This window comes from Methanococcoides vulcani, from assembly GCF_900111645.1.
GTDB classification, from domain to species: Archaea; Halobacteriota; Methanosarcinia; order Methanosarcinales; family Methanosarcinaceae; genus Methanococcoides; species Methanococcoides vulcani.
Map to the genome: position 1 here is coordinate 131,856 of NZ_FOHQ01000007.1, position 26,794 is coordinate 158,649.

At 45.0% G+C, this 26,794-nt stretch carries 29 protein-coding genes and 5 tRNA genes; 15 read left to right on the forward strand and 19 right to left on the reverse strand.

Annotated features, from left to right (window positions below):
- The first annotated feature begins 23 nt into the window (after positions 1-23).
- Positions 24-320 carry a non-histone chromosomal MC1 family protein gene (locus tag BMX02_RS10395; protein WP_091690611.1) on the forward strand — a complete coding sequence of 99 codons (297 nt, stop codon included), beginning with the start codon at positions 24-26 and terminating at the stop codon, positions 318-320.
- 187 nt (positions 321-507) lie between these two features.
- Positions 508-1,398, forward strand: a complete 891-nt coding sequence (gene argB / locus BMX02_RS10400; RefSeq protein WP_091690612.1) for an acetylglutamate kinase — start codon at positions 508-510, stop codon at positions 1,396-1,398.
- A 48-nt stretch (positions 1,399-1,446) separates the two neighbouring features.
- On the opposite strand, the gene BMX02_RS10405 is transcribed toward argB, so the two are convergent.
- A complete protein-coding gene (locus tag BMX02_RS10405; RefSeq protein WP_091690613.1) occupies positions 1,447-2,487 on the reverse strand; it encodes an archaeosine biosynthesis radical SAM protein RaSEA in 1,041 nt (346 codons plus the stop codon).
- The gene (guaA, locus tag BMX02_RS10410; protein WP_091690614.1) at positions 2,487-3,401 is read right to left on the reverse strand and encodes a glutamine-hydrolyzing GMP synthase; all 915 of its coding nucleotides are present in this window, start codon (positions 3,399-3,401) and stop codon (positions 2,487-2,489) included. Before guaA ends, BMX02_RS10405 begins: the two co-directional genes overlap by 1 nt.
- A 277-nt stretch (positions 3,402-3,678) precedes the next feature.
- Here guaA and recQ point away from each other — a divergent pair, with 277 nt between their 5' ends.
- Positions 3,679-5,535 (forward strand): DNA helicase RecQ, encoded by a 1,857-nt coding sequence (gene recQ / locus BMX02_RS10415; RefSeq protein WP_244625302.1) that lies wholly within the window; start codon positions 3,679-3,681, stop codon positions 5,533-5,535.
- 6 nt (positions 5,536-5,541) lie between these two features.
- On the opposite strand, the gene BMX02_RS10420 is transcribed toward recQ, so the two are convergent.
- On the reverse strand, positions 5,542-6,300 hold the full coding sequence (locus BMX02_RS10420) for an A24 family peptidase C-terminal domain-containing protein (RefSeq protein ID WP_091690615.1): 759 nt from the start codon (positions 6,298-6,300) through the stop codon (positions 5,542-5,544).
- Positions 6,301-7,743 (reverse strand): 3-hexulose-6-phosphate synthase, encoded by a 1,443-nt coding sequence (gene hxlA / locus BMX02_RS10425; RefSeq protein WP_394328889.1) that lies wholly within the window; start codon positions 7,741-7,743, stop codon positions 6,301-6,303.
- Between hxlA and BMX02_RS10430 the strand changes: the two genes are divergently transcribed.
- The 3 genes from BMX02_RS10430 (at position 7,707) to pyrI (ending at position 9,647) form a co-directional block, all read left to right on the forward strand.
- On the forward strand, positions 7,707-8,150 hold the full coding sequence (locus BMX02_RS10430) for a DUF5788 family protein (RefSeq protein WP_135644133.1): 444 nt from the start codon (positions 7,707-7,709) through the stop codon (positions 8,148-8,150). The genes hxlA and BMX02_RS10430 overlap by 37 nt on opposite strands.
- Before the next feature lie 94 nt (positions 8,151-8,244).
- Positions 8,245-9,171: an aspartate carbamoyltransferase gene (gene pyrB, locus BMX02_RS10435; protein WP_091690617.1), complete on the forward strand. Its 927-nt coding sequence runs from the start codon at positions 8,245-8,247 to the stop codon at positions 9,169-9,171.
- A complete protein-coding gene (pyrI, locus tag BMX02_RS10440; RefSeq protein ID WP_091690618.1) occupies positions 9,168-9,647 on the forward strand; it encodes an aspartate carbamoyltransferase regulatory subunit in 480 nt (159 codons plus the stop codon). Before pyrB ends, pyrI begins: the two co-directional genes overlap by 4 nt.
- Positions 9,648-9,778: 131 nt before the next feature.
- Here the strand turns inward: pyrI and dapB are convergent, their stop codons facing one another.
- The 4 genes from dapB to BMX02_RS10460 form a co-directional block, all read right to left on the reverse strand.
- Entirely contained in the window at positions 9,779-10,570 is a 792-nt protein-coding gene (gene dapB / locus BMX02_RS10445; protein ID WP_091690619.1) for a 4-hydroxy-tetrahydrodipicolinate reductase, read from the reverse strand.
- On the reverse strand, positions 10,570-11,442 hold the full coding sequence (gene dapA, locus BMX02_RS10450; protein ID WP_091690620.1) for a 4-hydroxy-tetrahydrodipicolinate synthase: 873 nt from the start codon (positions 11,440-11,442) through the stop codon (positions 10,570-10,572). The genes dapB and dapA overlap by 1 nt, the downstream gene beginning before the upstream one ends.
- A 19-nt stretch (positions 11,443-11,461) precedes the next feature.
- Positions 11,462-11,656, reverse strand: a complete 195-nt coding sequence (locus tag BMX02_RS10455; protein ID WP_091690621.1) for a 30S ribosomal protein S17e — start codon at positions 11,654-11,656, stop codon at positions 11,462-11,464.
- 122 nt (positions 11,657-11,778) lie between these two features.
- The gene (locus tag BMX02_RS10460) at positions 11,779-12,069 is read right to left on the reverse strand and encodes a hypothetical protein (protein ID WP_091690622.1); all 291 of its coding nucleotides are present in this window, start codon (positions 12,067-12,069) and stop codon (positions 11,779-11,781) included.
- A gap of 183 nt (positions 12,070-12,252) precedes the next feature.
- Between BMX02_RS10460 and dinB the strand changes: the two genes are divergently transcribed.
- The gene (gene dinB, locus BMX02_RS10465; protein ID WP_280176536.1) at positions 12,253-13,332 is read left to right on the forward strand and encodes a DNA polymerase IV; all 1,080 of its coding nucleotides are present in this window, start codon (positions 12,253-12,255) and stop codon (positions 13,330-13,332) included.
- A gap of 1 nt (position 13,333) precedes the next feature.
- Here the strand turns inward: dinB and BMX02_RS10470 are convergent, their stop codons facing one another.
- Entirely contained in the window at positions 13,334-14,104 is a 771-nt protein-coding gene (locus BMX02_RS10470; RefSeq protein WP_091690623.1) for a heparan-alpha-glucosaminide N-acetyltransferase, read from the reverse strand.
- Between the two features lie 102 nt (positions 14,105-14,206).
- Entirely contained in the window at positions 14,207-14,629 is a 423-nt protein-coding gene (locus BMX02_RS10475; protein ID WP_091690624.1) for a Zn-ribbon domain-containing protein, read from the reverse strand.
- Between the two features lie 178 nt (positions 14,630-14,807).
- On the opposite strand from BMX02_RS10475, the gene BMX02_RS10480 reads away from it, so the two are divergent.
- From BMX02_RS10480 to BMX02_RS10490, 3 genes are all read left to right on the forward strand, one after another.
- Positions 14,808-14,882: transfer RNA gene (locus tag BMX02_RS10480), tRNA-Met, on the forward strand.
- Between the two features lie 208 nt (positions 14,883-15,090).
- Positions 15,091-15,165 (forward strand) — tRNA-Met (locus BMX02_RS10485).
- A 164-nt stretch (positions 15,166-15,329) separates the two neighbouring features.
- On the forward strand, positions 15,330-16,649 hold the full coding sequence (locus tag BMX02_RS10490; RefSeq protein WP_091690625.1) for a signal recognition particle protein Srp54: 1,320 nt from the start codon (positions 15,330-15,332) through the stop codon (positions 16,647-16,649).
- Positions 16,650-16,738: 89 nt separating this feature from the next.
- Here BMX02_RS10490 and BMX02_RS10495 read toward each other — a convergent pair whose 3' ends face one another.
- The 9 genes from BMX02_RS10495 to mbhE are packed head-to-tail and all read right to left on the reverse strand — an operon-like array spanning position 16,739 to position 23,945.
- Positions 16,739-16,978, reverse strand: a complete 240-nt coding sequence (locus tag BMX02_RS10495) for a hypothetical protein (protein WP_091690626.1) — start codon at positions 16,976-16,978, stop codon at positions 16,739-16,741.
- A gap of 14 nt (positions 16,979-16,992) precedes the next feature.
- Positions 16,993-18,045: an L-threonylcarbamoyladenylate synthase gene (locus tag BMX02_RS10500; RefSeq protein ID WP_091690649.1), complete on the reverse strand. Its 1,053-nt coding sequence runs from the start codon at positions 18,043-18,045 to the stop codon at positions 16,993-16,995.
- Between the two features lie 60 nt (positions 18,046-18,105).
- Positions 18,106-18,453, reverse strand: coding sequence for a monovalent cation/H(+) antiporter subunit G (gene mnhG, locus BMX02_RS10505; RefSeq protein ID WP_280176537.1), 348 nt, complete (start codon positions 18,451-18,453; stop codon positions 18,106-18,108).
- Positions 18,450-18,716: a cation:proton antiporter gene (locus tag BMX02_RS10510; RefSeq protein ID WP_091690627.1), complete on the reverse strand. Its 267-nt coding sequence runs from the start codon at positions 18,714-18,716 to the stop codon at positions 18,450-18,452. Before BMX02_RS10510 ends, mnhG begins: the two co-directional genes overlap by 4 nt.
- Positions 18,713-19,207 carry a Na+/H+ antiporter subunit E gene (locus BMX02_RS10515; protein WP_091690628.1) on the reverse strand — a complete coding sequence of 165 codons (495 nt, stop codon included), beginning with the start codon at positions 19,205-19,207 and terminating at the stop codon, positions 18,713-18,715. Before BMX02_RS10515 ends, BMX02_RS10510 begins: the two co-directional genes overlap by 4 nt.
- The gene (locus tag BMX02_RS10520; RefSeq protein ID WP_091690629.1) at positions 19,204-20,745 is read right to left on the reverse strand and encodes an NADH-quinone oxidoreductase subunit M; all 1,542 of its coding nucleotides are present in this window, start codon (positions 20,743-20,745) and stop codon (positions 19,204-19,206) included. The genes BMX02_RS10515 and BMX02_RS10520 overlap by 4 nt, the downstream gene beginning before the upstream one ends.
- Positions 20,742-21,164 (reverse strand): NADH-quinone oxidoreductase subunit K, encoded by a 423-nt coding sequence (locus BMX02_RS10525; protein WP_048193323.1) that lies wholly within the window; start codon positions 21,162-21,164, stop codon positions 20,742-20,744. The genes BMX02_RS10520 and BMX02_RS10525 overlap by 4 nt, the downstream gene beginning before the upstream one ends.
- Positions 21,157-21,576 carry a monovalent cation/H+ antiporter subunit B gene (locus BMX02_RS10530; RefSeq protein ID WP_091690630.1) on the reverse strand — a complete coding sequence of 140 codons (420 nt, stop codon included), beginning with the start codon at positions 21,574-21,576 and terminating at the stop codon, positions 21,157-21,159. The genes BMX02_RS10525 and BMX02_RS10530 overlap by 8 nt, the downstream gene beginning before the upstream one ends.
- Positions 21,573-23,945: a hydrogen gas-evolving membrane-bound hydrogenase subunit E gene (gene mbhE / locus BMX02_RS10535; RefSeq protein WP_091690631.1), complete on the reverse strand. Its 2,373-nt coding sequence runs from the start codon at positions 23,943-23,945 to the stop codon at positions 21,573-21,575. Before mbhE ends, BMX02_RS10530 begins: the two co-directional genes overlap by 4 nt.
- A 119-nt stretch (positions 23,946-24,064) precedes the next feature.
- Between mbhE and BMX02_RS10540 the strand changes: the two genes are divergently transcribed.
- From BMX02_RS10540 to BMX02_RS10560, 5 genes are all read left to right on the forward strand, one after another.
- The gene (locus BMX02_RS10540; protein WP_091690632.1) at positions 24,065-24,838 is read left to right on the forward strand and encodes a HesA/MoeB/ThiF family protein; all 774 of its coding nucleotides are present in this window, start codon (positions 24,065-24,067) and stop codon (positions 24,836-24,838) included.
- A gap of 174 nt (positions 24,839-25,012) precedes the next feature.
- Positions 25,013-25,089, forward strand: a tRNA-Val gene (locus tag BMX02_RS10545).
- Positions 25,090-25,157: 68 nt separating this feature from the next.
- A tRNA-Phe gene (locus BMX02_RS10550) sits at positions 25,158-25,232 on the forward strand.
- A 13-nt stretch (positions 25,233-25,245) separates the two neighbouring features.
- Positions 25,246-25,317 (forward strand) — tRNA-Gly (locus BMX02_RS10555).
- Positions 25,318-25,544: 227 nt separating this feature from the next.
- The gene (locus tag BMX02_RS10560; protein WP_091690633.1) at positions 25,545-26,006 is read left to right on the forward strand and encodes a hypothetical protein; all 462 of its coding nucleotides are present in this window, start codon (positions 25,545-25,547) and stop codon (positions 26,004-26,006) included.
- Positions 26,007-26,794 lie beyond the last annotated feature (788 nt).

Below are 26,794 nucleotides of genomic sequence, written 5' to 3' on the forward strand. Positions count from 1 at the left end.
TAACGGGTAAGTAAGGTGATAAAATGTCTGAAACAAGAAACTTTGTGTTACGAGACAGTAAGGGTAAAGAACATGGCGTATTCACCGGTAAACAGCCACGTCAGGCAGCTCTTAAAGTTGCTAACCGGGGCAAGGGTACCAAATCCAAGCCAGAAAAGATCATGCTTCGTGAGCGTGGCACTAAGAAAGTACACGTGTTCCTTGGCTGGAAGCAAATGGTAGCTGCACCAAAGAACAAACCTGACTGGATGCCTGACAAGATCAACAAGCCATTCGTCAAGAAACAGAAGCCAGGTATTGTCAAACTGGACAGTATCTAATCTTCTTACATTTATTGGTGAGGGTCCATTTACGGACTCTACACATTCTACTTTTTGAGATAATTGATCTGTTTCTTTTTATTTTTCTTTTCGTTCTCCGTTTATCCATAGCCTTTATGGTATTCTAAGGGTAGGGCTGTTCCTATCTCAAAAAGCTTTATAAACTGGACTCCATTATTGTATCCATATGACGAGAAAAAGAGAGCACGTTCTGATCGAGGCCCTTCCATATATCCGGGATTTCCATAATTCTGTAATGGTGATCAAGGTTGGGGGGCATGCAATGGTCAATCCTTCTGTTATGAACGACATCATGCAGGATGTTGTCCTTTTGCGTTTTGTGGGTATCCATCCGGTCATTGTTCATGGCGGTGGTCCTGAGATCACTGAAAAAATGGAGCGCATGGGGAAGAAACCTGAATTCGTAGGCGGATTAAGGATCACTGATGATGAGACCATGGAGATCGCACGCATGGTCCTTGTGGGCAACATCAATACGAAGATAGTGTCCCTGATCGGAAAACATGGTGGAAAGGGTGTAGGCCTTTCAGGAAAGGACGGCAAGATGATACTGGCCAGGAAAAAGCCCACCCAGCGAATTATGATCGAAAATGTCGAGCATGATGTGGACCTGGGCTGGGTCGGGGAAACCGAGATAATCAATCCGGAACTTATTAACATTGTCACAGCTAATGATTATATTCCTGTTATCTCGCCGATCGCAATGGATGCGGAAGGGAATGCATTGAACATTAATGCGGATACGGTCGCAGGTGACCTTGCAGATGCCTTGCACGCAAAGAAATTGATATTAATGACGGATGTCCCGGGAGTCCTCAGGGACCAGTCGGACAGATCCAGCCGTATCTCCCGCATCAGTGTGGATGAAGTGGAGTCCTTGATAGAAGAAGGCATTATCAGTGGTGGAATGATCCCTAAAATGAGGAGTGCCGGAGCAAGCGTACTTGGCGGCGTGGAGCGCGTCCACATAATAGATGGCAGTGTGTCCCACTCAGTCCTGCTCGAGCTTTTCACAGATCAGGGAATTGGCACAATGGTATATCAGGACACGGAATAAGCGTGTCCTTCTGTGTTCTTCTCTCTTTTACTTTTTAGCGTTGATATCTTAGTCCAATATGGGGCTTCCATAGGTAAGACCGTCCAGCTCAAGAACTTTCTTCCATAGCTCTTTGCATTCACAGTTGAGTCCTTCAAGTACACTCAAGTCCTGAGTTCTGGAATAAAGATGTACAGCATCCGATACATCCCTGCTACATTTCTTACAGTTATGCGGACCGCGCTTTGAGCCTGCACCTACAGGATCTGAAGTGATCACAAGTTCTGGATGTTTTTGTTTAGTTCGCTGGAGTATCTCGACAATGCTCCATAGCCATGGTGGCCTGTATTGACCTCTTTGCCATAGATGTTCCACATAAGTACCGTTCTGCACATTGCACAGGTTGATGGAAATTGTCTGTGCATGTTCTGCGACGTCATCGATGGTCTTCACGATATCTTCCAATGCTTCCTTTTCCGAGAGGAACAGTGGTTTTAACAACAGGTAAGCTTTCATGTTTACTCCATTGTTTCTGGCCACGGTTGCTGCATTGGTATAATCAGTGAACTTGAATCCCTTGTTTATAGAATTCTTGCGGATGTCGTCAGAACTTGTTTCAAGCCCGATAGCGACCTCAAATGGTGTATCTCCAAGAGCATCAATGCAGGACTTCAGGATATCGTCTGTGACGAATTCCGGTCGGCTTTCAACGATCACTTTGAACACACGCTCATCAGTTGCCAGCTTTCCCAGGATGTTAGCTCTTGTCTCAACCGGTATCTCTTTCTCATCGAGGAAACTGCCTGAAGTGAATATCTTGACCATGAAGCGCTCAAGTCTTTCACCTTTCTGCATGGCATTCTCAAGCTGCTTCTCAAGTTCTTCAGGTTTTGGGGGGATCTTTGCGCTATCATAGACAAAGCCACACATAGTACAGCCTCCCGCCTTTCCCCACCAGCATCCTGATGTCTTGAAGATGATTGTCAGCGTATCCGCTGTTTCTCCGTTGAAGTGGTCAGTGCTTCTCCAGACGGCAGCAGGATACTCATTAGATGATGGCTTTATACGCTGGCGGTTGCGTATCTCCAGTACGGCTTTGTTGAGTGACATTATTCGAACTCGATTGTTGCAGGTGGTTTTGGTGACAGGTCGTAGAGTACTCTGGCAACAGATGGTATCTCGCCGGAGATCCTTGTTTCGATTCTTTTGAGTACTTCCCATGGAAGCTCAAGTGCTTCTGCGGTCATACCATCCCTTGAGCCTACTGCACGGACTGCGACTATCCAGCCATGTACCCGGACGTCACCTTTGACACCGGTTCCCTTGCCGACAACAGCAGCAAAGGTCTGCCATGGTTTGAACTGTTCAAGCAGTTCTTCCTCAACGATGGCATTTGCCTCGCGCACCACGTCCACTTTCTCCTCGGTAACCTCTCCGATTATCCTCACAGAAAGTCCTGGTCCCGGGAATGGCATCCTCTCGCAGATCTCTTCTGGCAATTCAAGTGCCCTTGCGACCTCACGTACTTCATCCTTGTACAGGTCATCTATAGGTTCGATGATATGCTTGAAATCGATCTGCTCAGGAAGTCCTCCAACATTGTGGTGGGATTTAATGCCGCCTTCAGATTCGATCTTATCCGGATAGATGGTTCCCTGAATAAGGTATTCTGCTTCGAGTTCGCGTGCCTCTTCTTCAAAAATGCGGATGAATGTCTCACCGACGATCTTCCTTTTTTCCTCAGGGTCCTTAACTCCCACCAGTGCTTCAAGAAAACGGTCCTTGGCATCGACTACCTGAAGGTTCATGTCTGAGAATATCTCCTTGATGACCTCGGTCTCACCTTTTCTCATAAGGCCTGTGTCAACGTAGATCGGTATGAACAGATTACCGATGGCACGGTGTGCAAGTATTGCACAGACCGAGCTGTCGACTCCGCCGGAAAGTCCTACGATCGTCTTTCCTTTGGCTTTTTCTTTTATCCTGTCTATGGCTTTTGGTATGAATTTCTCGACTTTTACCATGAAAATGAACTCCGGTTATGATGTGATGATGATCAACATTAGTTTATACTAATTTCTTAAATAATGCTGTGCTTTAATATGTTTGTTGGTTTTAATAGTATCGATGGAACATTGGATGCAATATAAAACATTTTAATTAAATGCATCAGACCCTATTTTTTATATTTTGCATCTTTTGTGTCCATTCGTTTTCATATTACGAAAATACGTGGATCACTTTCACCCCGCATGGTCTGCTCTTAAATATCTGTAACTTCTTTAGTAGAGTAAACATTAGATGATCATCGGTATTTACATGCACAGGACACTCCAGAAATATTTCGGCTACAGCGAATTCCGCCCCCTTCAGGAGGATATCATTAGTGACGTCCTTAACAAAAAGGACACATTCGTACTGATGCCTACCGGGGGCGGGAAGTCTATTTGTTATCAGATCCCTGCGCTGATGATGGATGGTCTTGCGATCGTCGTATCCCCTCTGATATCCCTTATGAAAGATCAGGTGGATGGTCTGGTTAGTAATGGGATTGCTGCAGCTTATCTTAACAGCACATTGAGCTACCGTGAGGTTCAGGAGACCACTCGTGCTATCCTTGATGGTCATATGAAGATACTTTATGTTGCACCTGAAAGGCTTTGCATGAAAAGTACAATGGATCTTCTCAGCTACGTTAATGTCAGTTTATTCGCTATTGATGAAGCACATTGCATTTCACAATGGGGCCATGACTTCAGACCAGAATACCGTCGAATGGGATTCCTGAAAGAGAAGTTCCCTGATGTTCCTGTCATTGGCCTGACGGCGACTGCTACTCCAAAGGTCAAAGATGATACGATCAAGCTGTTGAACTTAAAGTCTCCTTCTGTCTATGTGGCGAGCTTCAACCGAAGCAATCTTTCCTATGAAATAAGGCCAAAAAAGGATTCATATGGAAACCTGGTCAACTATATTCAAGGTCAGGCTGGGAATTCCGGTATTATCTACTGCAACAGCCGAAAGAGTGTAGAATCCCTTTCCAGAAAGCTCAACAATGAAGGTTTTCATACATTGCCTTATCATGCAGGTCTGTCTGATTCAAAAAGACATGAACATCAGGAACGTTTCATAAGAGATGATGTTGACATTATTGTGGCAACAGTGGCATTTGGAATGGGTATTGACAAACCGAATGTTAGATTTGTCATTCATTATGATCTTCCCAAGAACATTGAAGGCTATTATCAGGAGACCGGAAGGGGCGGTCGTGATGGTCTTGAATGTGAGTGTATCCTGTATTTCAGTCGTGGTGATTGGTACAAGATCAAGTACTTCATCGATCAGATGTCGAAAAAGTCCGAGCGTGATATTGCAACTGTGAAGCTTCGGGGAATGATCGATTATTGTGAAAGCACGACATGCCGCAGGAAGGTCTTGTTAGGTTATTTCGGAGAGAAACTGGAATCCGATAATTGCGGCGGATGCGATGTCTGCCTTAAGCCACGTGATACCTTTGATGCTTCGGATGCCGCACGAACACTGTTATCCTGTGTGGATGAGGTCAATGAACGTTTCGGGATGACCCACATAGTGGACATTATTTCAGGTTCCATGGCAAAGAAGATAAAAAGTTATAAGCATGACAGGCTCAAAAGCCATGGCACTGGTGACGGGTACAGCAAATCCGAGTGGCTTGATATGGCAAGGGAGATGGTCCGTCTTGGTTATCTTGACGTGAAAGGAGCACGCTATCCTCTCTTAAGCCTGAACAAAAAGAGTCGCGAAATACTTGCAGGCGGCGAGGTCTACCTGACACGCCCGTCTGGTGCTGTTGATGTGAAAACTCCGAAAGTCAGGAATACCGGGCCAAAAAGATCGCCTGCTCCTAAAAAACCAAAGAGGGTACCTACTCCGATATCACGTCCTGATAAAGGTCTGTTCGACAGGCTTAAGAAATTGCGAAAACAGCTCGCGGAGGACGAAGATGTCCCTCCCTACATCATCTTTGCGGACACCAGCCTTCGCCAGATGGCAGCAAAATATCCCCTAAAGAATGAGGAGTTCCTGGACATTACTGGTGTGGGTGAGTTCAAATTGAAAAAATACGGGCCGGTTTTCCTGGAAGAGATAGCCCGCTATTTAAAAGGGTCAAAGTAAGTTTCATCACAGCAGGAAGTTTAGGGTAAGCTGGAAAATAAGATCCCCATATATCACTGCTGCTATGAACCCTGCAGTTATGGGTATCATAAATGGCAGGCCGGGTGTGACCCATACCCTTTCATCAATAAGACCTTTTTCTGCATACTCTTTCATTTTGGAGATGACATCCTCATCAAGCTTTGTGCCTGCGGTTGTGAATTTTTTCCTGATCCCACTGTCAACTTCCTCGAAGCTTTCCATAAGCCTTATGTGTGGTTTGTCCAGCTTTGAAACCTGACATCTGTATCCAACGAACATGTAATGTGGTTTCTTCAGGGTCTCTTTCAATGAAGGCTGGGTAATGTTGTAAAGGAACAATCCTATGGGTACTATTATTGTCAGGATAACTGAATTGCCAAAGACACTAAATGTGAAAAGGTTAAGCGGTGGTATCCCGTAAATTGGCAATTGTCTGCCGAATAGTTCCATTGCAGGATATATTGGCAATATAAGGGAGATCACCATCAGGACCTTCGCATCGGCGCCTCCAAAGGCATTCATGTAGAACAATATATAAACGAATGTAAAGATCAGTATGAAGGAAATGGCTGTCCATTTTATATAGGGTATGCCGTATCTGAAAGCATCATATATCATGAATATGGCACCTGCTCCAAGCATCTTGGGCCAGAGGCTGTTTGTCACTCTTCGTGTCTTGATATCAGAGTAGCAGGCATAGATAAGGAAGGGAGCGCAGACAAGCACTTTAAGTAGTTCGATCATTCACATTTTCTCCCATTTCTTAAGTTTAAGGACCTCGGAAAGCGTGCTTCCACGTTTGATCTCCTCGTACAGGCGTTTCTCGTTCTTCTCAACCTCTTTTGCACGCCTTGCTATCTCATATGCTCGCTCCTTTTCAATCACAACAACTCCGTTGTCATCACCTACGATGTAATCTCCGGGGTTGACGACCTGTGACCCGCAGTTGATAGTGGCATTGATCTCTCCGAAACCTTTTGGATCTCCTGCATTAGGGACGTTGCTGGTTGCAAATACGGGCAGTCCTATCCTTCTGATCTCATCAATGTCCCTTACAGCACCATCAATGACGATACCTGCAATTCCTTTGTTCAGACAACTGAGTGTGGCAAGCCCGCCCCATGGTGCAATATGGTGACTTCCGTTGTAGATCACAATGACATCTCCCTCTCCTGCGACCTCGATGGCCTCAACACTTTTTGCCCAGTCCCCTTCGAAGGTCTGTACTGTGACAGCTGTGCCGACCATCTTTTTGTCGGCTACCATGGAATGGATGTTCTTCATCGCACCTTTTCGATGCATGGCATCTGAGATATTTGGTGTGGAAACCTCTGATAGTAACTTCCTGGTTTCCTGTTCCAGTGTCTGGCGTTTAAATTCAGGGATCTCAATGGCATCAACACTTTCACGTATCTTTTTTGCAGACTCTGTCACATCATCTGATTGTGTGATATTCCCTCCGACAATGACAATACTTGCGCCTGCTTTGGTTGCTTGTGCAGATGTGATGGCATCAAGTCCGCCTGCAGCTGCTACTGGTATATTGACTACCTTCACGATTCTTTCGAGCAAGGGGGTAGGGTCCTTTCCGGTCATCTGCTGGTCTATCCCGGCATGCATGTTGATATAGTCAATCCCCATCTTTTCCAGCTCTTGTGCCCTGGTAACGGGGTCTTCTACGATGATCAGGTCAGCCATAAGTTTGACACCGTATTTTCGTGCAGATCTGACTGCATCCTTGACCGTAGAATCGTCTGCATTACCGAGCAACATTACAATATCTGCACCAGCTTTGGCGGCCATCTCCACTTCAAATGCACCGGTATCTGCAATTTTCATATCAGCAAGGATGGCGTGGTCGGGAAATTCCTTTTTGAGCTGCCGGACAGCATTCATCCCTTCGCTTTTGATAAGTGGAGTTCCTGCTTCGATCCAGTTAGCGCCTCCCTGGACCGCTTCTCTTGCGATCTGTATGGCTCGGTCGATCTCCAGCAGGTCAAGTGCTACCTGAATTATTGTATTAATATGATCACCCTTTTGGAGTTTAATAACGTAGTATACCTGAATAAGTATAAATCTAACCGGGTATATGGTTATAATACTTAAAAATTGATGGTATTTTATTCGGCAATATAGATCTGGTGAGTATGGTGGGAGATCAGCTAATAACCAAAGATCAGCGTGCAAAGCTTTTAGCCCGACTTCACAGGCACTTGTTCTGGTGTGGTGAGAGAATACCTGATGAGGTTGAGATCGAAGGCAAAAAGATACAACTACATGAGATCACATGGAAGCTTATCAATAAACCGAAGCTGACCGAGGAAGATAGGGAACATATTGATCACTGTATCGTTGCTCTCAGGAAAAAAGCAAAGTCTTGTGAAAATTACCTTGAGAGAACCGATATGACCCTTGATCAGGCCAAAGAAGTTTTTGACAGGACCGCAGGACTTCTGCGTGCCATAATGGACCTTAAGGACCTTGAAGAGCTTTCCGGTCCCGAACGCATGAAAAAGTATCAGGAAGAAGCTGAAAAGTGCAAACTTAAGGATGCAAAGAGCTGGATGAATTTCATAGCTGAGCTTGAAGAATGATCTTTGATTGTTATCGTGAAATGTTTGCTTTTCTTTTTACGTTCCCTTTTCTCATAGGCAAATATTATATTTCATGCAATTCTTTTCTCTATGAATGACATTCAAAGACCTTCATATCATTTCTATGAAATCCTTTTCACGGGATATGATCGATCATATCCTTGATACTGCTGAAAAACTTGAACCAATAGCAAGCAGCAAATCGAAGTCAGATCTGCTGAAAGGTAAAGTGTTGGCTGTCATGTTCTTTGAACCCAGTACTAGGACACGCATGTCCTTTGAGACCGCAATGATGCGTCTTGGAGGGGATGTTCTAAGCCTTGGTTCTGTTGATGCAAGTTCCATTGCAAAAGGTGAAACACTTGCTGATACTATCCGTGTTGTGCAAGGCTATTCCAATGCTATTGTACTGCGGCATAATAAAGAGGGCGCTGCCCAGCTTGCTTCGGAGTTCTCATCGGTTCCTATTATCAATGCTGGTGATGGTGCAGGTCATCATCCTACGCAGACATTCCTTGATCTTTATACCATTAGGCGGGAAAGTCATCTTGAGGGGTTGAAGATAGCCCTTGCAGGTGATCTGAAGTATGGTAGGACTGTACATTCATTGTGCTATGCTCTTTCCCTTTACGGGGCTGAGATCACACTGGTGTCTCCGAAAGAGCTCCGTATGCCTGCTGAGATAGTAGATGACCTCAAGAGCCACAACATAAAGGTCAGGGAAACCGATTCGATCGAAGAGGCCATCACGGATGTGGATGTGCTTTATGCTACAAGGATACAGAAGGAACGTTTCCCGGATCCTGCTGAGTATCGTAAAGTTGCTAACAGCCTTCAGATAACTCCTGAGCTTCTGGAAAAAGCAAAACCGGAGCTTAAGGTCATGCATCCTCTTCCAAGGACAAATGAGATCGACCCAAGGGTTGACGACACGCCCCATGCCTGTTACTTTAAGCAGTCTTTCTATGGTGTTCCGGTAAGGATGGCATTACTTGCACTTGTCATGGGGGCATTGGAATGAGTCTGGAAGAAACTCCTATCCCGGAGATCCGGGTACATCCAATAAGGAATGGAACGGTTATCGATCACATTACTGCGGGACAGGCACTGAATGTGCTTAATATCCTTAATATTCCCAACCCCTCTTCAGGTGTTGTGAGTGTACTGATCAATGCTCCGAGTGTGCATGGGATAAAAGATGTCGTCAAGATCGAAGGCAGGGAACTGAATGTAGAAGAGGTTGACAGGATATCCCTGATCGCACCGAATGCTACTATCAATATCATCAGGAATTTTGAAGTATCGGAAAAGACGCATGTACACATTCCGGAAAAGGTGAGTGGTGTGGTGAAATGCATAAATCCAAATTGTATTTCCAACAGTAACGAACCTGTCACATCCAGATTTACTGTTAAGCCGGATGGACGAAAGATAACTCTTCGTTGTTCATATTGTGAAAGAACAATTTCAGAAGGTATCGGGGATCACCTTCTCTGATCTTTCTGTTCTTTTTTTATTGAACTTTTTCGATACATTCTCGAATTCTCTAAAAATCAATGTCGGAATAGAACCCTCAATACAATTGTAAATGAGGTTAATATGAAGAATTAATTCAGCTTAAAAAAGAGTTAGAATCCCAAGATATCATCCATTGTATAGATGCCTGGTTCTGCGTTTGCTATCCAGATAGCTGATATTACAGCTCCTGATGCAAATGCATTTCTGGAATGGGCCTGATGCTTAATCTCTATGCGTTCACTGCCACCGGCAAAGAGAACCGTGTGATCACCTACGATATCTCCACCGCGTACTGCGTGTATGCCGATCTCTTTTTCCCTTGGGGCGAGACCTTCGCGTCCATACACGAAATCCTTTCCACCCAGTGTTTCACTAATAACTTCAGCTGCCCTCATTGCGGTGCCGCTGGGTGCATCCTTTTTCTGGTTGTGGTGGGCTTCGATTATCTCTATGTCATATTCTGAAAGGTATTTTGCAGTTTCCTGCAGTATCTTGAAAAATACATTAACACCCACAGAATAATTTGGTGAGATTATTGCAGTTGTGTTGTTTTTGATAACTGCATCCTCAATAAGGGAACGTTGTTCCGGGCTAAAACCGGTAGTTCCAATTACAAGATCAACACCTGCTTCTGCTACTACAGGTGCGTTTGCAGCAGTTGCATTGGCAATGGTAAAGTCGATTACTACATTCGTTTTTGATTCTTTGAGAACGGTTGCCATATCAGCAACATCGGAGATCGGAACATCAAGCTTTCCTACTTGGGCGACCTCTCCGGCATCCTTGCCGATATTCGCAAGGTCGAAGGCAGCAGAAAGCTGGATCCCTTCCATCTTGATTATGTTCTCGATGAGGAGTTTCCCCATCCTTCCTGAAGCACCGGTAACTGCTGCGTTGATCATCAGATACACCCAAGTCCTTTCAGGCAATCGATAAGGTTCTGTTCATTCTCACTGCTGATAGGTGCAAGAGGCAATCTCAGATGACCTGTATTAAGTCCGATAAGCTCTACTGCACGTTTGACAGGGACCGGATTTGTTTCCGTGAACAATGCACGTATAAGTGGTGCTATCTCGTAGTGGATCTGTCTTGCTGTTTTCATGTCACCTTCATTGGTGGCATTTACCAGTTTGACCATCCTTTCCGGTACAACGTTTGCGACCACGGAGATAACCCCGCTTCCGCCAAGGCACGTTATGGGCATGGTCAGGCCATCATCGCCGGATATGACGTTAAAGTCCTCATCCATTGTATTCTCGATGATCTGTGAAACCTTGTCCAGATCGCCACTGGCTTCCTTAATAGCAACGATATTATCCACTTTTGCAAGTTCGATGATGGCATCAAGTGGCATGTCCTGACTTGTGCGTGATGGTACGTTGTAAAGGACGATGGGCATTTCCACAGCGTCTGCGATAGCCTTAAAATGAGCAATAAGTCCTGCTTTGTTCGGTTTATTATAATAAGGAGATATTACAAGAGCGCCAGCTGCTCCCGCATCTTCTGCATGCTTTGTCAGCTCTATTGCCTCTGCCGTGTTGTTAGAACCGGTTCCGGCAAGAATAGGCACCTTTGCACAATCAACTGCGATATCAATAAGTTCCATGTGTTCCGCTGTGGACAATGTGGCTGATTCGCCAGTTGTCCCGCAGGCGGCAATTCCGGAAACCCCACCATTTTCGACAAATTCGATATTCTGCTGTAGACCTGTCTTGTCTATGGTGTCAGCTTTTGTGAAAGGAGTTATAATAGCAGGTAATACTCCTTCGAACATAAAGATCCACTTCCCGAAGTTAGATCTTCTTTGGGTGTGTGATCTTGCGTGTAACGTAGCCTGCGACACGGTTTCTGATGACCTTGCTCTCGATTGTTGTGTACTGTGAAACGAGAAGCTTGTTCTGGTCAAAGTCTGTTGTGAATACGTCTCCGTGGTTGTCGATCAGGCGAAATGTAATGTTCTTGATGTTTGTCTGTCTAATATTTCCCATTATATATCTCCAGTATAATTTAGATAGATATGATTAAGATTATCGCCATAATAGAAAACCTTTACATTTATATCTTTTGGATTGAGAGTACATTTTCCAGCTCTTTATCTGCTTGCATGTACTTACTCTATGTCCGTTTTCCCCAAAAGACGCTCCTGAGTGGTAGCATCATTGAAAACATTCTCGCGCACTCCTTTGCGATTTATATAGAGGCCTATGAACACAATTACCAGTCCAAGTTCGGCATTCATGCCTACGAGGATGATGCCTGCAAGTATCACGGTAGATGCCACTAGCCCTTTGAGTGCGCCTTTCCTGTATGATGGCAACCTTGTGCGACGGAATATCCTGATATCTCGCAGGGTCAGGAAAAGGACTACACAATATGCTGCGATGGCTATGTATTGGTACATTTTAACCTTCCGGATCTTCTTGATACTTATGTCGATATCTTACTCATCTTCATACATTCCATGCATAAAATCCTTTGCCAGGCTCAATGATATTTGAGCAGTAATGGTATTTGGGTAGCTAATAAGTGTGTTCCTGGTAATGTCCATAAACATTTTTAATAATGCCACTCATGAGCTTGGCTGGTGAAAAACATTAAGATAATCTTCCATGTAGATATGGACAGCTTCTATTCATCCGTAGAGGCCGCAGCAGACACGAAGCTAAAGGGGCTGCCTGTAGTTGTGGGTTCTGATCCAATGAACGGGGAAGGCAGGGGTGTCGTTAGCACCTGCTCCTATGAGGCACGTAAATATGGGATACATTCAGCTATGGCTATCTCAAAAGCCTACCGTCTTTGTCCCGATGCTGTCTATCTGCGTGTGAATATGCCCCTTTACAAAAAGGTCTCCGCAAGTATAATGGATGTCCTGAGGAGCTATTCTTCTAAGTTCCAGCAGGTTAGTGTGGATGAGGCCTATCTTGATATGAGCGAAGTGGTATCGGATTTTGATGCCGCGGCAGATCTGGCATTGAAGATCAAGGAAGAGGTCCATCTCCAGGAAGGGATCACATGCTCTATAGGTGTAGCTCCTAACAAGTCCATTGCAAAGATAGCTTCCGATTACCAGAAACCCGATGGGTTGACCGTGGTAAGACCGGAAGATGTGAGAAGTTTCCTGTTTCCACTGGATGTTTCAAGGGTATCAGGCGTAGGGAAAAAGACCTCTTCCTTGCTTAACGGGATCGGGATCCGAACCATTGGTGATCTGGCAGGATACAATGTGCAGGCTCTGCGTGAATGTTTCGGTAAGTTCGGCCTTGTGATGCACCAGCTTGCAAATGGTGTGGATGATCGAAGTGTCATAGAGAGGGGAGATGTAAAATCGATCAGCAAGGAAGATACCTTTGACCGGGACACTTCTGATATGGATCATGTGGAAAATGTGATCGATACCCTTTCAGAGAATGTGCATGCTTCCCTTTTGAAAAAGAAATACCTGTTCAAGACCGTTACCATAAAAGTAAGACTTGAAGACTTCACAACATACACAAGGGCAAAGACCTTGGGTGCTTATTCAAGTGACCTTTCTACCATCAAAAGGACTTCAAAGATGCTACTTCAGGAATTCAGAGGCAGGGGCAAGCTTCGGCTGGTGGGTATTGGTGTTACTAAGCTTGACAAAATGGATGAAAAGCAAACACGACTTACTGATTTTATTTAATTTATGGGTGAAGCTGGTTCAGGTCTGTAATACCTGCGACGTACAGTAATATCACAAGTAGCGGCTGATGCAACAAATAGATCAGCAATGACCTTTTTCCCATGTAACATAGAGTTTTGACAGGCAACAGGTCTGAAATGTTCGGTATCCTGGATATCGGGGGTGTCCGGTTGTAGTTTGGATAAAGGGAATTTCCCAGAAAGATCCCGAGGAGTAAAACTCCGGACCACGGGAAAAGGGGGAAGTAATCATATGAATGGAATCCGTCCGGTCGGAGTCCTATCCAGAAAAGCCATGTACCTCCTATGGCAAAGGTCTGCATCCACGATCCTATGGCAATAACAGGTATAGCCAGCATGAGGTTTGCTGCCTTATATCTCAGGAATGGGTATGCAAGGATGATGGCAATTCCAATGAAGTGGAGTATGCCAAATACGATCACGCCGTCCCTGAGGAAAATGTAGCTGCCGGCAGTTATGATCATTCCCCAGAGAAATATCTTCAGACCTCTTTTGGTATATTTGAGGAATCCGGATTCCGGGTCGTATATTTTCCGCTTTCTGGAATAACTAAGGGACAGCGAGATGCCTGCGATCATTATGAACAGTATTGCACTGAGCCTTCCTGCCATGAATCCTGGTCCGGAGGCGAGGTTGATATCATAGGCGCCCAGGCAGTTGATGTCGTATAATAGATGAAAACCAACCATCATTATAATGGCTATACCTCTTAGAAGGTCGATCTCCCAGAATCGTTCATGAAGTTCTGTCATCCGCTCCCCGGCTTTCAGAAATTAAGTTGTAATGTCCAAAAAATGCATACTAAAGTAAACAGACTAAAGTATAAAATGTGAATGTGAATGCGAATGCATCATTCAGTTTTTTTTCCTTTTCTTGCGGAATGCAGATGAGAGGTCAACTGCGTATGTTCCATCCTGTTTTATCGCCATCACAATTTCGTCACGCTCAAGAAGTGAGCTAAGGTTCAGTTCATAGGATCCCGGTCCAAGTATCCTGACGGATTCCACACGTTCTCCTTCTTCCTCAACAACCTCTCTTTCCTGATGCTCGATGCCGATGATGTCATCTATTTCCCTGATGAACTGATCTGCGGGATTGGTTATTTCTGTCTCTTCCTTTTCAGGCAACTCTTCATCAACAGTATCTTCGATGTCTGCTTTTGGTTCCATGTCCTTGACGTAGAGGAATTTGTTCCATCCACAGTTCGGACAGCCGCTTAGAATTACCTCGGCCCCGTCTTCAAATATTTTTTCGCATCGGGTACATTTGTGTGGCATCTATTCACCAATTCTCCTATTGGTTGTGATATATTTAAAGATTTATGGCATGAACTTATTTTTGATCATTGTATTTTTTGTAAATATGGCGAAAATATCGCCGCGGATGCGTGATATGCGCAAACTTTATCTACCATCACCCCGTTAGAAGGGCTACAAGCGTGAATACTCACTCTGAAGCGGGGTGGGGTAGCCAGGAGATCCCGACGGGCTCATAACCCGTAGACCGATGGTTCGAATCCATCCCCCGCTATATTCTTTCCTTTTGGTATTTATTCAGATATTATTCTTCAGATTCTATTATGATGATGTTATTCTGATAAGGGATTTCTCTGTTCTTCGAGCCTTATTATTGAACTATGAATGGACTTTGATCTTTGATCGTTCATCTTTGATGCGTTGGCAACCTTTATGTACCATCACTTCGTTAGAGAGGCTGCAAGCGTGAATACTCACTCTGAAGCGGGGTGGGGTAGCCAGGAGATCCCGACGGGCTCATAACCCGTAGACCGATGGTTCGAATCCATCCCCCGCTATATTCTTTCCTTTTGATATTTATTCAGACAAGAGCTTTCTATGTGTTTTTCTTGTTCTTAGAGGCCTTTTTTTCAAAAGGTTATTAAATAAAGATGGCGTTTTTGTGTCAGGTCAATTTAATATTTACTACTTTCATATGAAAATTATACAGGATGATTCTTAAATGGTAATGGACAAACTCGGCAGCTCCCTGCAGGATGCACTAAAAAAACTGGTTGGCGCCGGCCGTATAGATGAGAAAACGGTCAATGAGGTTGTAAAAGATATACAGAGGGCATTACTTCAGGCAGATGTCAATGTCAAGCTTGTTATGAAGATGTCCAATCACATAAAGGAGCGTGCATTGAAGGAGGAAGTTCCTTCAGGCATGAATCCACGTGAACATGTCATCAGGATCGTCTATCAGGAACTTATCAATATTGTAGGCAAGAGTGCAGATATTCCGTTAAAGCCGCAGAAGATTATGATGGTCGGTCTGCAGGGTAGTGGTAAGACAACTACGACCTCAAAGCTTTCACGCTATTTCCAGAGGAAAGGCCTGAAACCCGCTGTTGTTTGTGCTGATACCTTCCGTCCGGGTGCATTCCAGCAGCTCAGGACCCTTTGTGAAAAACTGAATGTGCCTTTCTACGGTGAAGAAGGCAATCCGGATGCAGTTGGCATTGTGGAAAGAGGCCTGAAGGAACTTGAAAAGAACGATGTCCTTATTGTGGATACAGCTGGCAGACACTCGCTGGAAGCGGATCTCATCGATGAGATGGAGCAGATCCACGAGGTCGCACAGCCTGATTATAAATTGCTTGTACTTGACGGTGCTATTGGTCAGCAGGCGAGTGAACAGGCAAAGGCATTCAATGATTCGGTTGGGATCTCAGGTGTTGTGATCTCTAAACTGGACGGTACCGCCAAGGGTGGTGGTGCACTGTCTGCAGTTTCTGAAACTAATTCATCCATTGCATTTATTGGTGTAGGTGAGACTCCGGATGACCTTGAGAAGTTCGAGCCGGACAGGTTCATTTCCCGACTTCTGGGAATGGGTGATATTAAATCCCTTATTGAAAAGGCCGAGGAGGCACTTACCGAAGAAGACATTGACATGGAAGCCATGATGAGGGGTCGTTTCACCCTTAAGGATATGTACTCCCAGCTTGAGGCCATGAACAAGATCGGTCCAATGAAGCAGATCATGCAGATGCTGCCTATGGGTGGTATGGGTGTGAAACTTTCTGATGATGCCTACAAGGTTACCGAGGATAAGATGGGGCGTTACCGTGTCCTGATGGATTCCATGACCGAGGAAGAGTTGCTTAACCCAAGGCTTATCGGAAGTTCCAGGATCAAAAGGATCTCAATGGGTTCAGGCAGCGGTCCCGAGGACGTGCGTGAGCTTTTGAAGTATCATAAGATGATGCAAAATGCAATGAAAGGACTTCGTGGTGGTAAGTTCAACATGCAAAAAATGATGAAAAAATTCGGTATGTGAATGGATATGGGGGTATTATGACCTCCCATCATATCACAAATAATATCACTAACAGATACGATCTGTTAGCATTTTCAATATTTCTTTTTTTATTTAGGTTCGGATTTTCGCAGGTCTGATTTTGCCATCATGTTGGATCCGAATACGTATAGAAGAAGAATCATACCGAACACCATAAAATGTTGTCCGATGTCAGCTTTATCAACATATTTGAGCAAAAGACCGGTACCAAGGATCAGCATGTCTATTTTAGCAAGCTTCCTGTTCCTTTTTGTGATCTCAAAATATTCTTGTCTTGCGACATTGTATTCTTTTTTCTCTGTTTTCAATGGATCCCTTCCGTTTATACGTTGATTATCCTATCAGCTGCTTTTCTCAATCGGTTAAAGACTGCTGTTCCGATACCTTCCTTTTTCAGCGTCCCATCGACGATGATGAGATCTATTTCCTTATCATCAAGATGTCGCAGACCCATAAATATACTACGGGCTGCCTGAGATGGTATGTTCCTTTTTCCAAGAGAGCATATTTCATCTGCATTGACCACTTTCGCAGTTTCCTCGGTCACAAAAAGTCCTACCCTTCCTCCTTCCCGATGACAGTCAGACACAATCTCAGTCATTGCTTTGTGGACATCTTTAATGTTACCTTCGATAAGAATGACCTTCGTTTTTGGTGAGTAGTGAGTGTATTTCATGCCTGGTGAGCGTGCGACCTCACCCTCTTCAAGTGTCCTGTCCCTGTATCCAATGCGTACATCACCAACACATTTCCTAATATCTTCAGCACTAACGTGGCCCGGGCGTAATATGGTAGGCACCTTGTCGGTCATATCAACAACAGTGGATTCAAGCCCGATATCTGCCGGCCCGCCGTCCAGGATGGCATCTATCTTTCCATCAAGGTCGTGAATAACATGCTCAGCAGTTGTGGGACTTGGACTTCCGGATGTGTTGGCACTGGGTGCAGCTAACGGCGTATCTGATCTTCGGATAAGTTCAAGAGCTACAGGGTTGTCTGGCATCCTCAGGCCCACGGTGTTAAGTCCACCGGTAGTAACATCAGGTACAACATCCTTTGCCTTCAAGATAAGTGTAAGTGGACCCGGCCAAAATGTTTCCATGAGTTTTATGGCATCTGCAGGTATCTCTTCTGCAAGCTTAGAACACTGGTCTATATTCGCGATATGGACGATGAGGGGATTGTCGGCAGGTCTGCCTTTTGCTTTGAATATCTTGTGCACTGCATCAGCGTTCAATGCATCGGCACCGAGACCATATACGGTTTCTGTTGGGAAGGCAACAGTACCTCCTGTCCGGATGATATCAGCAGCCTTTAAAAGACCTGCTTCAAAGTCCTCATCACCGCTCTTAAAGACCAACGTCCTGTTCTTCATGTTCATTCTATTGGATACTATACTGTGACTTGACTTTTAAGTTGTACGCAGGCACCATGTTCATTTTTTATGGTCCTGGCCGTACTCGTCGATGACGGATCCTTTACAAAGACCGACACCATGCCTGTGAGCTGCCCTTCCGATCATATGGGCTGCAATTGGTGCGGTTAGGAACAGGAAGAGGCCAACTGTTATGGCCTTTACTCCCATGGGGCTAAAACCTACCTTTGCAAGTATGCTCATCATCACTCCAAATGTTCCGAGAGTACCGATCTTTGTGGTGGCATGAAGCCTGTTATAAACATCAGGCAGGCGGAGGAGTCCGACCATACCAAGGAATACGAAGAAGACCCCGATGATCAGCAGGATAGTGCTTGCGATATCCAGTGCAATGTCTATGGTTGTCAAAAGACCACCCCCTCATCAAGGTATTTGGATATAGTAATAGTCCCGATAAAGGAAATGACTGCAAGTACAAGGGCTACATCCATGAAGAATACAGAGCCCTGTACGTATGAGTAAATACCAAGCACAGCAACGATAACTGTTGTCATGGCATCCACAGCGATCACACGGTCAGGTATTGTCGGTCCTTTGATGATCCTATAAATGCATGGTATGATTGCGATTATCATGAATGTCAATGAAATGTCCAGTAGTAATGAGTTCATTCGAATGCCTCCAGTACATATTTTTCCAGATCGTCCCTGATGGAATCGCGGACTCCCTGCGGATCAGATGCATCGATAGCATGCACATAGAGCACTTTCCTGTCATCGGACACATCAAGTGTAAGTGTTCCGGGAGTGAGGGTGATGGTGTTGGCTATGGCTGTTATGCCTGTATCTGTCACCGTGCGTATGGGTACTGCAACTATTCCTGGTTTGATGTCCATCTTTGGACTAAGTACGATCTTTGCGACCATGATGTTCGCTTTTATGATCTCTATAAGAAGTACTGACAGGAACTTCAGTTGGTGCGGTATCTTTCTTACTGTGTTGATGTATGTCTTCTTTCTGGTGAAATCATACAGTTCCCTGAAGGGGTATATCACGAAAGGTCCAAGTACCAGTCCCACCAGGAAGTTGGTGGGAGTTATTGTTCCATGGACAAAGCACCAGATCAGTCCAAGAGCTATTGAATAAATGAGATATCGTTTCATCTTACCACCCTCGTCATCACTGCATCGATATATGGTTGCGGATCGATCAGTTGTTCTGCTATTGCCTGTGATAGAGCTATCAGCGGTTCAGCATAGATACCAAAGATAAAAGCCAGTGCTGCAAGTGTTATTATGGGTATTGTTATCATGTAGGAAGATTTGTGTGAGGAGTATTCCCCGTATTTTTCAACATCCCTTATCTCTCCCCAGAACATCAGGAGCCATGCCCTGAACATGTAGAACAGGGTGAAGACTGCAAAGAACAGGGCGATCGCAATGGGTATGTAATACTCTGCAAGAAGTCCTGCGTCAAAGAGCACGAACTTTGCAATGAATCCGCCCATTGGTGGGAGTCCTGCAATGGACATGGCACCTATCAGGAAAGCCACGCTCATTACTGGTGTTGTCTTGATCATACCGCCCATTTTTGTCATGTCCCTGGTTCCGGCATGGTGGATGATGCCTCCTGAAGTAAGGAACAACATTGATTTTGCAATTGCATGGTTCACAAGGAACACAAGGGCTGCTGCGAGTGCATGGACTGTGCCGAAACCAATTCCAAGGAAAACATATCCTATCTGGCTGACACTGGAATATGCCAGCAGTCTTTTTACGTCCTTCTGTCCGACAGCAGATACTGCTCCGATGATGATCGTTGCAAGTGCCAGGAATATTATGATAGGCTGGAACAGGAACAGTGCATCCCTGAAGATCAGGAAGAAAACCCTGAGCATGCCGTAAGCACCGACCTTTATCATGACTCCGCTAAGCATTGCACTGATGGGTGATGGTGCAGTGGGGTGCACATCGGGAAGCCAGTAGTGCATCGGGAATATTGCTGCCTTGTTCCCGAAGACTACGATGAAAAGCAATGCAATGGCGAATATATGCCATGGCAGGGTGCCGGCAGCGCTCATTGCACTGATCTTGACCGAAAGATCTGCCATGTTGAGAGTTCCTACGGTGGCGTAAAGGGAGGCTACTGCTATAAGCATCACAATGGAGCCGATCATGTTCAGTACAAGGTATTTGAATGTGGCTTCCATCTTGTCGGAACTCTTTGTGACACCTCCTTTCTCGTTCGCGACCACGAGTGCGCAGGAGGACAACAGGAGTATCTCAAAGAATACGAACATGTTGAAGATGTCCCCGGTCAGGAAAGTTCCGTTAAGACCGGCTACAAGCAGGTTGAAGAGTGAATGGTAACTGGAATTCAAGGACTTGCCTTCGATGTAGTCCAGTGAGTAGAGAAGTGCAAGGAAAGATACCAGTGAGCTTAGCACTACCATTCCTGAACTTAAGAGGTCAGCCACAAGTATGATCCCGTATTTGCCCCATTCTCCGACTTCATAGACCTGGATGCCTCCGTTCCAGACCTGCCAGAGGAGCACGAAGCTGAGTGCCATCATAACGAATGATACTGTAATGTTCAATCCTTTCTGCACTCCTTCATTGGAACGCAAAAAGAGCATGAGAGCTGCCATGAGTATGGGCACAGCTATCAGTATTATAGGCAGGTGTGACATTTCTGCGATCATCCCCACAGCCTCCTGAGCTCACGTATGTCAGTGGTCCCATATTCTTCATAGATCCTGTATGCAAGGATCAGTATGAATGCTGTTGTTGCAAGGCTTATCACGATGGCTGTGAGTACAAGTGCCTGAACAAGCGGGTCAACGAAATCAACATGTGTTGAAGCGGAAACCACAGGTGCCAGAACTCCATCGGCAAGATTATCGTTGAATATTATACCGGATGCTTCGCCTTCATGTCCGGAGCCGGTAATGATGGGCACTTTGGTGCCATCGAATATTCCAGTCGAGACAATGAGGAGGTTCACTGCATGGGATAAGACGGATAGTCCGATTATGACCTTTATGATGTCCCTTCTTAGCATAAGGAATGTGCCTATGCCGAAGAGGAGTGAGATCGTAATGGTAAGTAATGTATTATTCATTGTCATCACCTACGTTCTTGAAGATGAATAGCAGTGATCCTATCACTACGAAATAAACGCCGATGTCAAAGAGACCGGCAGATACGAGTTCGATTTCCCCGAACAACGGAAGGTGGACGAACTCCACAGCACTCCTGAAGAAGTTATGTCCGAAGAACATTGCTGCAAATGCGGTCAGGGATGCCAGTGTGAGTCCGAATCCGAACCATTTGGCCCAGTCGGGGTTGAAGAATGTTTTTACATATTTCAGTCCGAATACTACGTACATCAGTGCAATGACCGACGCGAACATCACGCCTCCGATAAATCCTCCTCCGGGGTTGTTATGACCTGCGAGTAGCAGGGATATGGAGAACAGGATAACCAGGGGGATGCAAACTTTTGTTATTGTTTTGGTTATTATTGTGGTCATTGTTCCTCACCTCGGCTGTGTATCAGGTTGTATACTCCGAGTGCTGCAAGACAGAGTACTGATATTTCTCCAAGGGTATCATAACCTCTGAAATCCACGATGATCACATTGACTATGTTGTGCCCTCCTGCAAGCGGAAGGCTGTTCTCAATGAAGTAGTGGGACAGGGATTCAAATGGTGCCACTATTCCCTGTGTTGCATTGAGCAATACGACAAATACGCTTGCTGCAACTGCCAGGGATATTGCGAGGTCCCTGAAAAGGACCGATTTAGGGATCTTCTCCCTGTACTTCTGCGGTATTTTTGTGATCGCAAGCAGGAAGATTATGGTGGATAGTGTTTCCACCAGTACCTGTGTCAGGGCAAGGTCCGGTGCTTTCAGGTAGATGAAAAGCAGGCTCACGCCATATCCAAGTGCAGATAGTGCAATGATGGATGGCAGGTATTTCGGGAGAACTGCTGATGCCAAAGCTGCCACAATTAGCAATAGTAGTAGTATTGCTTCATATGGGGCGATGTCAAAGTTCAAAGTAGAAGGTACAATGTTGGTAGCAAGGGTAATAACAGGAATTGCTACTACTGTTATCATGAGCAGCAGCATTGCGGTCATGTAGTATTTGATGTTTCCTGGCTGTGTGATAGTGGAGAATTTGAATGCTCTTCCTTTTGCAGAATCCACTGCATCGTCATAGTAGTAATTAACGCTGATCCATGGGAACCTTGCATTGAAATTATCCTGCAAGGCAGCGATCCTGTCGTATCTGAAGTATATAAGGATACCCAGTATGAAGGTGACAATGGTCATCATAAGGGATGTTGTGAAACCATGCCAGAGCTTTACATGCAGATGTGCTGTTTCCAGCAGGATGCCTGATACGGTTGGTTCAATTATGGTGTGTACCGGCAGGGATGGAACAAGTCCGAACACTATCACAAGCAATGCCAGGAACGCCGGTGGTATCAGCATTGTGAGTGGTGGTTCGTGGATATGTTCCGGGAGATGCTCTTTTGAGCGTTCTCCAAGGAATATCCCGTCAATTAGTTTAATAGAGTAGGCGAAGGTGAACACACCACCAAGCACTGCGCAGGCAGGGATCAGGAATGTGAATCCGCCTCCAAGGAGTGCTCCCATCTCAAGGGATGATTCATAGAACATCTCTTTGCTCAGGAAACCGTTAAGTGGTGGTACGCCTGCCATTGAAAGGGCGGCAATGCTAGCCACGATGAATGTTATCGGCATCTCCCGCCGTAATCCTCCAAGCTTTCGTATGTCACGCGTGGCTGCTTCATGTGCAACGATACCTGCGACAAGGAAAAGACAGGCTTTGAACGTTGCGTGGTTCAGGAGATGGAATGTTGCTGCTGCCACTCCGATGCCTGGTTCGTGATGTGTGGTGTAACCATACATGGTCATCATGTAGGCCAGCTGACTTATGGTGGAATATGCCAGGATACCTTTAATGTCGGTTTGCCTGAAGGCAAGGAATCCGGCTACCAGCATGGTCAGGATACCTATGCCGCTTACCAGGATGAACCATGCATCTGTTCCTGAGAAGATCGGGTGTATCCTTGCAACGAGATAGATGCCTGCTTTGACCATTGTTGCTGAGTGCAGGAACGCACTGACTGGGGTTGGGGCTTCCATTGCGTTTGGAAGCCATATGTAGAAAGGACCCTGTGCAGACTTTGCTGCTGCACCGATCAATATGAGTATAAGTGTTATCAGGAATAATTCGTGCTCCTTGACCGCATTGATAACCTGTGGATCACTCAGTATGGCTGCAAGGTCGAAAGAGCCTGTGATAGTACGCAATAGCAGGAAACCTGCAAGCATTGCAAGTCCACCGGCAGCGGTGATAAGAAGGGATTTGGTGGCACCATAGATGGATTCGGGCTTGTGCCTCCAATATCCGATAAGCATGAAAGATGTGATGCTGGTAAGTTCCCAGAAGATGAACAATTGTATCGTATTTGCGGAAAAGACCATTCCGATCATGGATCCCATAAAGAGAAGCAAATACTGGTAGTATCTTTTCAGGTCCTCTTTCTGGGACATGTATCCATTGGAGTAGGACATGATAAGTACGCCAATACCGGATGCAATAAATCCGATAAGCATTGCGAGTCCGTCTGCATAGATCGCAAAGTTAACTCCTGCAGAGGGTATCCATGATATTGAACCCTGGACTATATGTCCTTCCCCAAGTACTTCCGGTGCTGCCAGGCCGATGAGTATGAAGGATGCAAGGGCTGTGGCTGCTGCAAACCAGCCCACGCGTTGCTTTAATAGCTTTTCCATGACAGGTATAAGCCCGGCAAATATGAACGGCAGGAATATGGCTACCGTTATTGCATTAAATGAATCCATGTCTCCTCACTAAATAGAGTTCCTATATATAACTGTTTTTCATTACAATTATAAACCGTGACAAATCCCTTTTCCATCTCCGGTCTATTTATAAGATTTTATAGGTATATATTAGATTTATGAAATTAACTTCTGATCAAAAGGAAAGGTATGCAAAGCACATCATTATGAAGTCTATGGGTGAGGAAGGGCAAAAGCTGTTGCTGGAGTCGCGTGTTCTCTGTGTGGGCTCAGGCGGACTTGGCTCTCCTGTGATACAGTATCTGGCTGCAGCAGGCATTGGAACTCTTGGTATTATCGATGACGATGTTGTGGAAATAAGCAATCTACAGCGCCAGGTGATCCACGGTGGGAACCTTGGCAAGCCAAAAGTAGAGTCGGCAAAGGAATTTGTAGAACGTTTGAATCCCGATGTTACAGTCGTAGCTTATAAAATGCGCATGGAGCCTGGTAATGTTGAAGAACTGATCAGTGATTACGATGTTGTTGTGGACTGCTCTGACAATTTTGCTACCCGCTATCTCCTGAACGATGCATGTGTGTTGCACAACAAACCTCTATTCCACGGCAGCATCTTTATGTTCGAGGGTCAGGTCATGACCATTCTTCCTCATGAAGGTCCATGCTATCGCTGCATCTTCTCCACTTCCCCATCTACTGATGCTGCAAGGACTGCCGGGGTTATGGGTATCCTTCCCGGAGTGATCGGGACCATGCAGGCAACAGAGGTTGTGAAGTACATTTCCCGTCTTGGGAAGCCGCTGGTAGGGCGCATGATCTACTACGATGCCCTCGGAATGAGGTTCGATGAGATTACTGTGAACAAGAATCCGAAATGTCCAGTTTGTGGTGATAACCCTCAAATAACGTCTATTGATGCTGAAAATTACTAAAAGCCCGTGTTTTCGTATCCTGGGTGAAATAGTACCCAAAGTCCCGTTTAGTGACAAAGTTTTTATACCTTAAATCGGTTATAGGAGTTTGCTTCGGGCAGCATGGTTTGAAGCAAATACGAAACAGAAGCGTTGTTCAGGATTTAATCTTACTGGACAACAAACAAGCAAATTGGGCTCGTGGTCTAGATGGTTATGACGTCGCCTTGACATGGCGGAGGTCCGGAGTTCGACTCTCCGCGGGCCCACCACAAAACTTTCAATTATGTCGATTCGATAAGCTTATATCAAAAAACGATATGTATTGGATGCTCCCAAAGCCCAGGTAGCTCAGTGGGAGAGCGCTGCCCTGAAGAGGCAGTTGTCCCCGGTTCGAATCCGGGTCTGGGCACCAAAAAGTGCATATCACACCAGTAGTGTAGCGGTTATCACCGGGCGTTGCCAACGCTCGAACCCGGGTTCGATTCCCGGCTGGTGTATAATTTATAGGGTTGTAACCCTATCATCTGTTTCTTATCTTTTAAACATCAATTCTTGTTAATGCTCATGTTCAAGTAATCCATTTATTTTCATAAGATTGCCGGCAGTCAAACAACGCATCCTTTTAATCATCACAGGGCGAGAGTATGATAGCTGAACAAGTTATTGTCATTACTATGCGATTTTTTTAAGTAATATATCATTGATAAATATCAATGGGGAGTTGATGTTGGCATTAATGAGTATCTGGATCTTTCTGTTCTTGCTTTCAATAGGCATATTTTCCGTTCTTGCGGTGCTTTTGCACAAGAACCTCTCTGAGGCATTGAAGCTTGGCCTGTATCTTGCGATCTTTGATTTTTTCTTTGAGAACCTGGGTGGTTACTTTGGTCTATGGACCACTAAGAACAGTATTCTTTTCTTGGGCTTTGTGCCGATCGAGGTATTTTTCATTGCAACCCTCGCAGGAGCGACCTATTATCTGCTGTTCCCTAGGAACTGGGATACGGCTACCGCCCTGTCTACGAGCTTTCTAATTGCTGTTGTGGGTGCAATGCTTGAAGCAGGACTTGTTTCTGGCGGTTATTTGGAGTATATGAACTGGTGGAACTCATATTGGGCGGTGCTTGCATATTTCCTGACATTTTTGATGATGTATAAGGTGAATCTATTAATTACAAAAAGCTGAAGATTTGACGGTCATGAATTTGTGTTAAATGATCCGGAAAATGTATTCCGATGCTGTTCCTGTAGAATATGAGTTAATTCCAAGGTCATCATATTTCATCTAAAATTCTCTGAGCAGGGTTTAATGCTCATTTTACATGAGGTAGTTGTTCTGTTCCTGTATGATGGGATATTTTGTGGGGGTGGGGTAATATATCCTCTATCAACATACTTTGGGAGTTGAACAAAGATCGCTGCATATGTCACAGCTTCGTATTATTGCGAGTAAACTTACATTGATAACTAGTTCTAAAAAAGCAATGTTGGCACAAATCTGCATTAGTATTCGATCGTTTGAAGCATCGAATTAGTCTTACATATATACCCGTGTCACTCTTTGACACACAACGTATAAATACAAGGCTACTGTTGTAGGGGTGCTCTCAGTGAGCTGGTCGCTGTCGATTCTGACGCGATCTATTGAGAGTTTGAAAAACGTCATACATTTCATGTATATCGACACATTGTCCAAAAATGTGTCAAAACCTTCCGGCTCGGAAGGTATATATGCGATGGGATGTATCAAGAGAATCCCGCACAACGTGTGTGGAATTTCAATCACCTCCATATCAGAATCATTAGTGGAGACCGGAGCTTTTCCGGTCTGACGTTGAATGTGGCAGTTCGGTTAATTCTGACTGATAGTGACTTTATCTATCAATGAATTAACCAACTATTGTGCATAGAAAACAACTCTCTAATTAAACAAAGAGTTCTTTTCCGACAATTCTTAGTTAACTTCCAAATTTG

Excerpts from the sequence above, each read along its gene's own strand:
- BMX02_RS10460 (WP_091690622.1), bottom strand. The coding sequence starts at position 12,069 with ATGTACCAATACATAGCCATCGCAGCATATTGTGTAGTCCTTTTCCTG.
- BMX02_RS10470 (WP_091690623.1), bottom strand. The coding sequence starts at position 14,104 with ATGACAGAACTTCATGAACGATTCTGGGAGATCGACCTTCTAAGAGGT.
- argB (WP_091690612.1), top strand. The coding sequence starts at position 508 with ATGACGAGAAAAAGAGAGCACGTTCTGATCGAGGCCCTTCCATATATC.
- BMX02_RS10520 (WP_091690629.1), bottom strand. The coding sequence starts at position 20,745 with ATGATCGCAGAAATGTCACACCTGCCTATAATACTGATAGCTGTGCCC.
- BMX02_RS10540 (WP_091690632.1), top strand. The coding sequence starts at position 24,065 with ATGAAATTAACTTCTGATCAAAAGGAAAGGTATGCAAAGCACATCATT.
- BMX02_RS10405 (WP_091690613.1), bottom strand. The coding sequence starts at position 2,487 with ATGTCACTCAACAAAGCCGTACTGGAGATACGCAACCGCCAGCGTATA.
- BMX02_RS10560 (WP_091690633.1), top strand. The coding sequence starts at position 25,545 with ATGTTGGCATTAATGAGTATCTGGATCTTTCTGTTCTTGCTTTCAATA.
- BMX02_RS10395 (WP_091690611.1), top strand. The coding sequence starts at position 24 with ATGTCTGAAACAAGAAACTTTGTGTTACGAGACAGTAAGGGTAAAGAA.
- BMX02_RS10500 (WP_091690649.1), bottom strand. The coding sequence starts at position 18,045 with ATGAAGAACAGGACGTTGGTCTTTAAGAGCGGTGATGAGGACTTTGAA.
- BMX02_RS10475 (WP_091690624.1), bottom strand. The coding sequence starts at position 14,629 with ATGCCACACAAATGTACCCGATGCGAAAAAATATTTGAAGACGGGGCC.
- pyrB (WP_091690617.1), top strand. The coding sequence starts at position 8,245 with ATGACATTCAAAGACCTTCATATCATTTCTATGAAATCCTTTTCACGG.
- pyrI (WP_091690618.1), top strand. The coding sequence starts at position 9,168 with ATGAGTCTGGAAGAAACTCCTATCCCGGAGATCCGGGTACATCCAATA.
- BMX02_RS10530 (WP_091690630.1), bottom strand. The coding sequence starts at position 21,576 with ATGACCACAATAATAACCAAAACAATAACAAAAGTTTGCATCCCCCTG.
- BMX02_RS10490 (WP_091690625.1), top strand. The coding sequence starts at position 15,330 with ATGGTAATGGACAAACTCGGCAGCTCCCTGCAGGATGCACTAAAAAAA.
- dapB (WP_091690619.1), bottom strand. The coding sequence starts at position 10,570 with ATGATCAACGCAGCAGTTACCGGTGCTTCAGGAAGGATGGGGAAACTC.
- BMX02_RS10455 (WP_091690621.1), bottom strand. The coding sequence starts at position 11,656 with ATGGGAAATATTAGACAGACAAACATCAAGAACATTACATTTCGCCTG.
- guaA (WP_091690614.1), bottom strand. The coding sequence starts at position 3,401 with ATGGTAAAAGTCGAGAAATTCATACCAAAAGCCATAGACAGGATAAAA.
- BMX02_RS10525 (WP_048193323.1), bottom strand. The coding sequence starts at position 21,164 with ATGAATAATACATTACTTACCATTACGATCTCACTCCTCTTCGGCATA.
- mbhE (WP_091690631.1), bottom strand. The coding sequence starts at position 23,945 with ATGGATTCATTTAATGCAATAACGGTAGCCATATTCCTGCCGTTCATA.
- BMX02_RS10510 (WP_091690627.1), bottom strand. The coding sequence starts at position 18,716 with ATGAACTCATTACTACTGGACATTTCATTGACATTCATGATAATCGCA.
- dapA (WP_091690620.1), bottom strand. The coding sequence starts at position 11,442 with ATGTTCGAAGGAGTATTACCTGCTATTATAACTCCTTTCACAAAAGCT.
- BMX02_RS10515 (WP_091690628.1), bottom strand. The coding sequence starts at position 19,207 with ATGAAACGATATCTCATTTATTCAATAGCTCTTGGACTGATCTGGTGC.
- BMX02_RS10420 (WP_091690615.1), bottom strand. The coding sequence starts at position 6,300 with ATGATCGAACTACTTAAAGTGCTTGTCTGCGCTCCCTTCCTTATCTAT.
- recQ (WP_244625302.1), top strand. The coding sequence starts at position 3,679 with ATGATCATCGGTATTTACATGCACAGGACACTCCAGAAATATTTCGGC.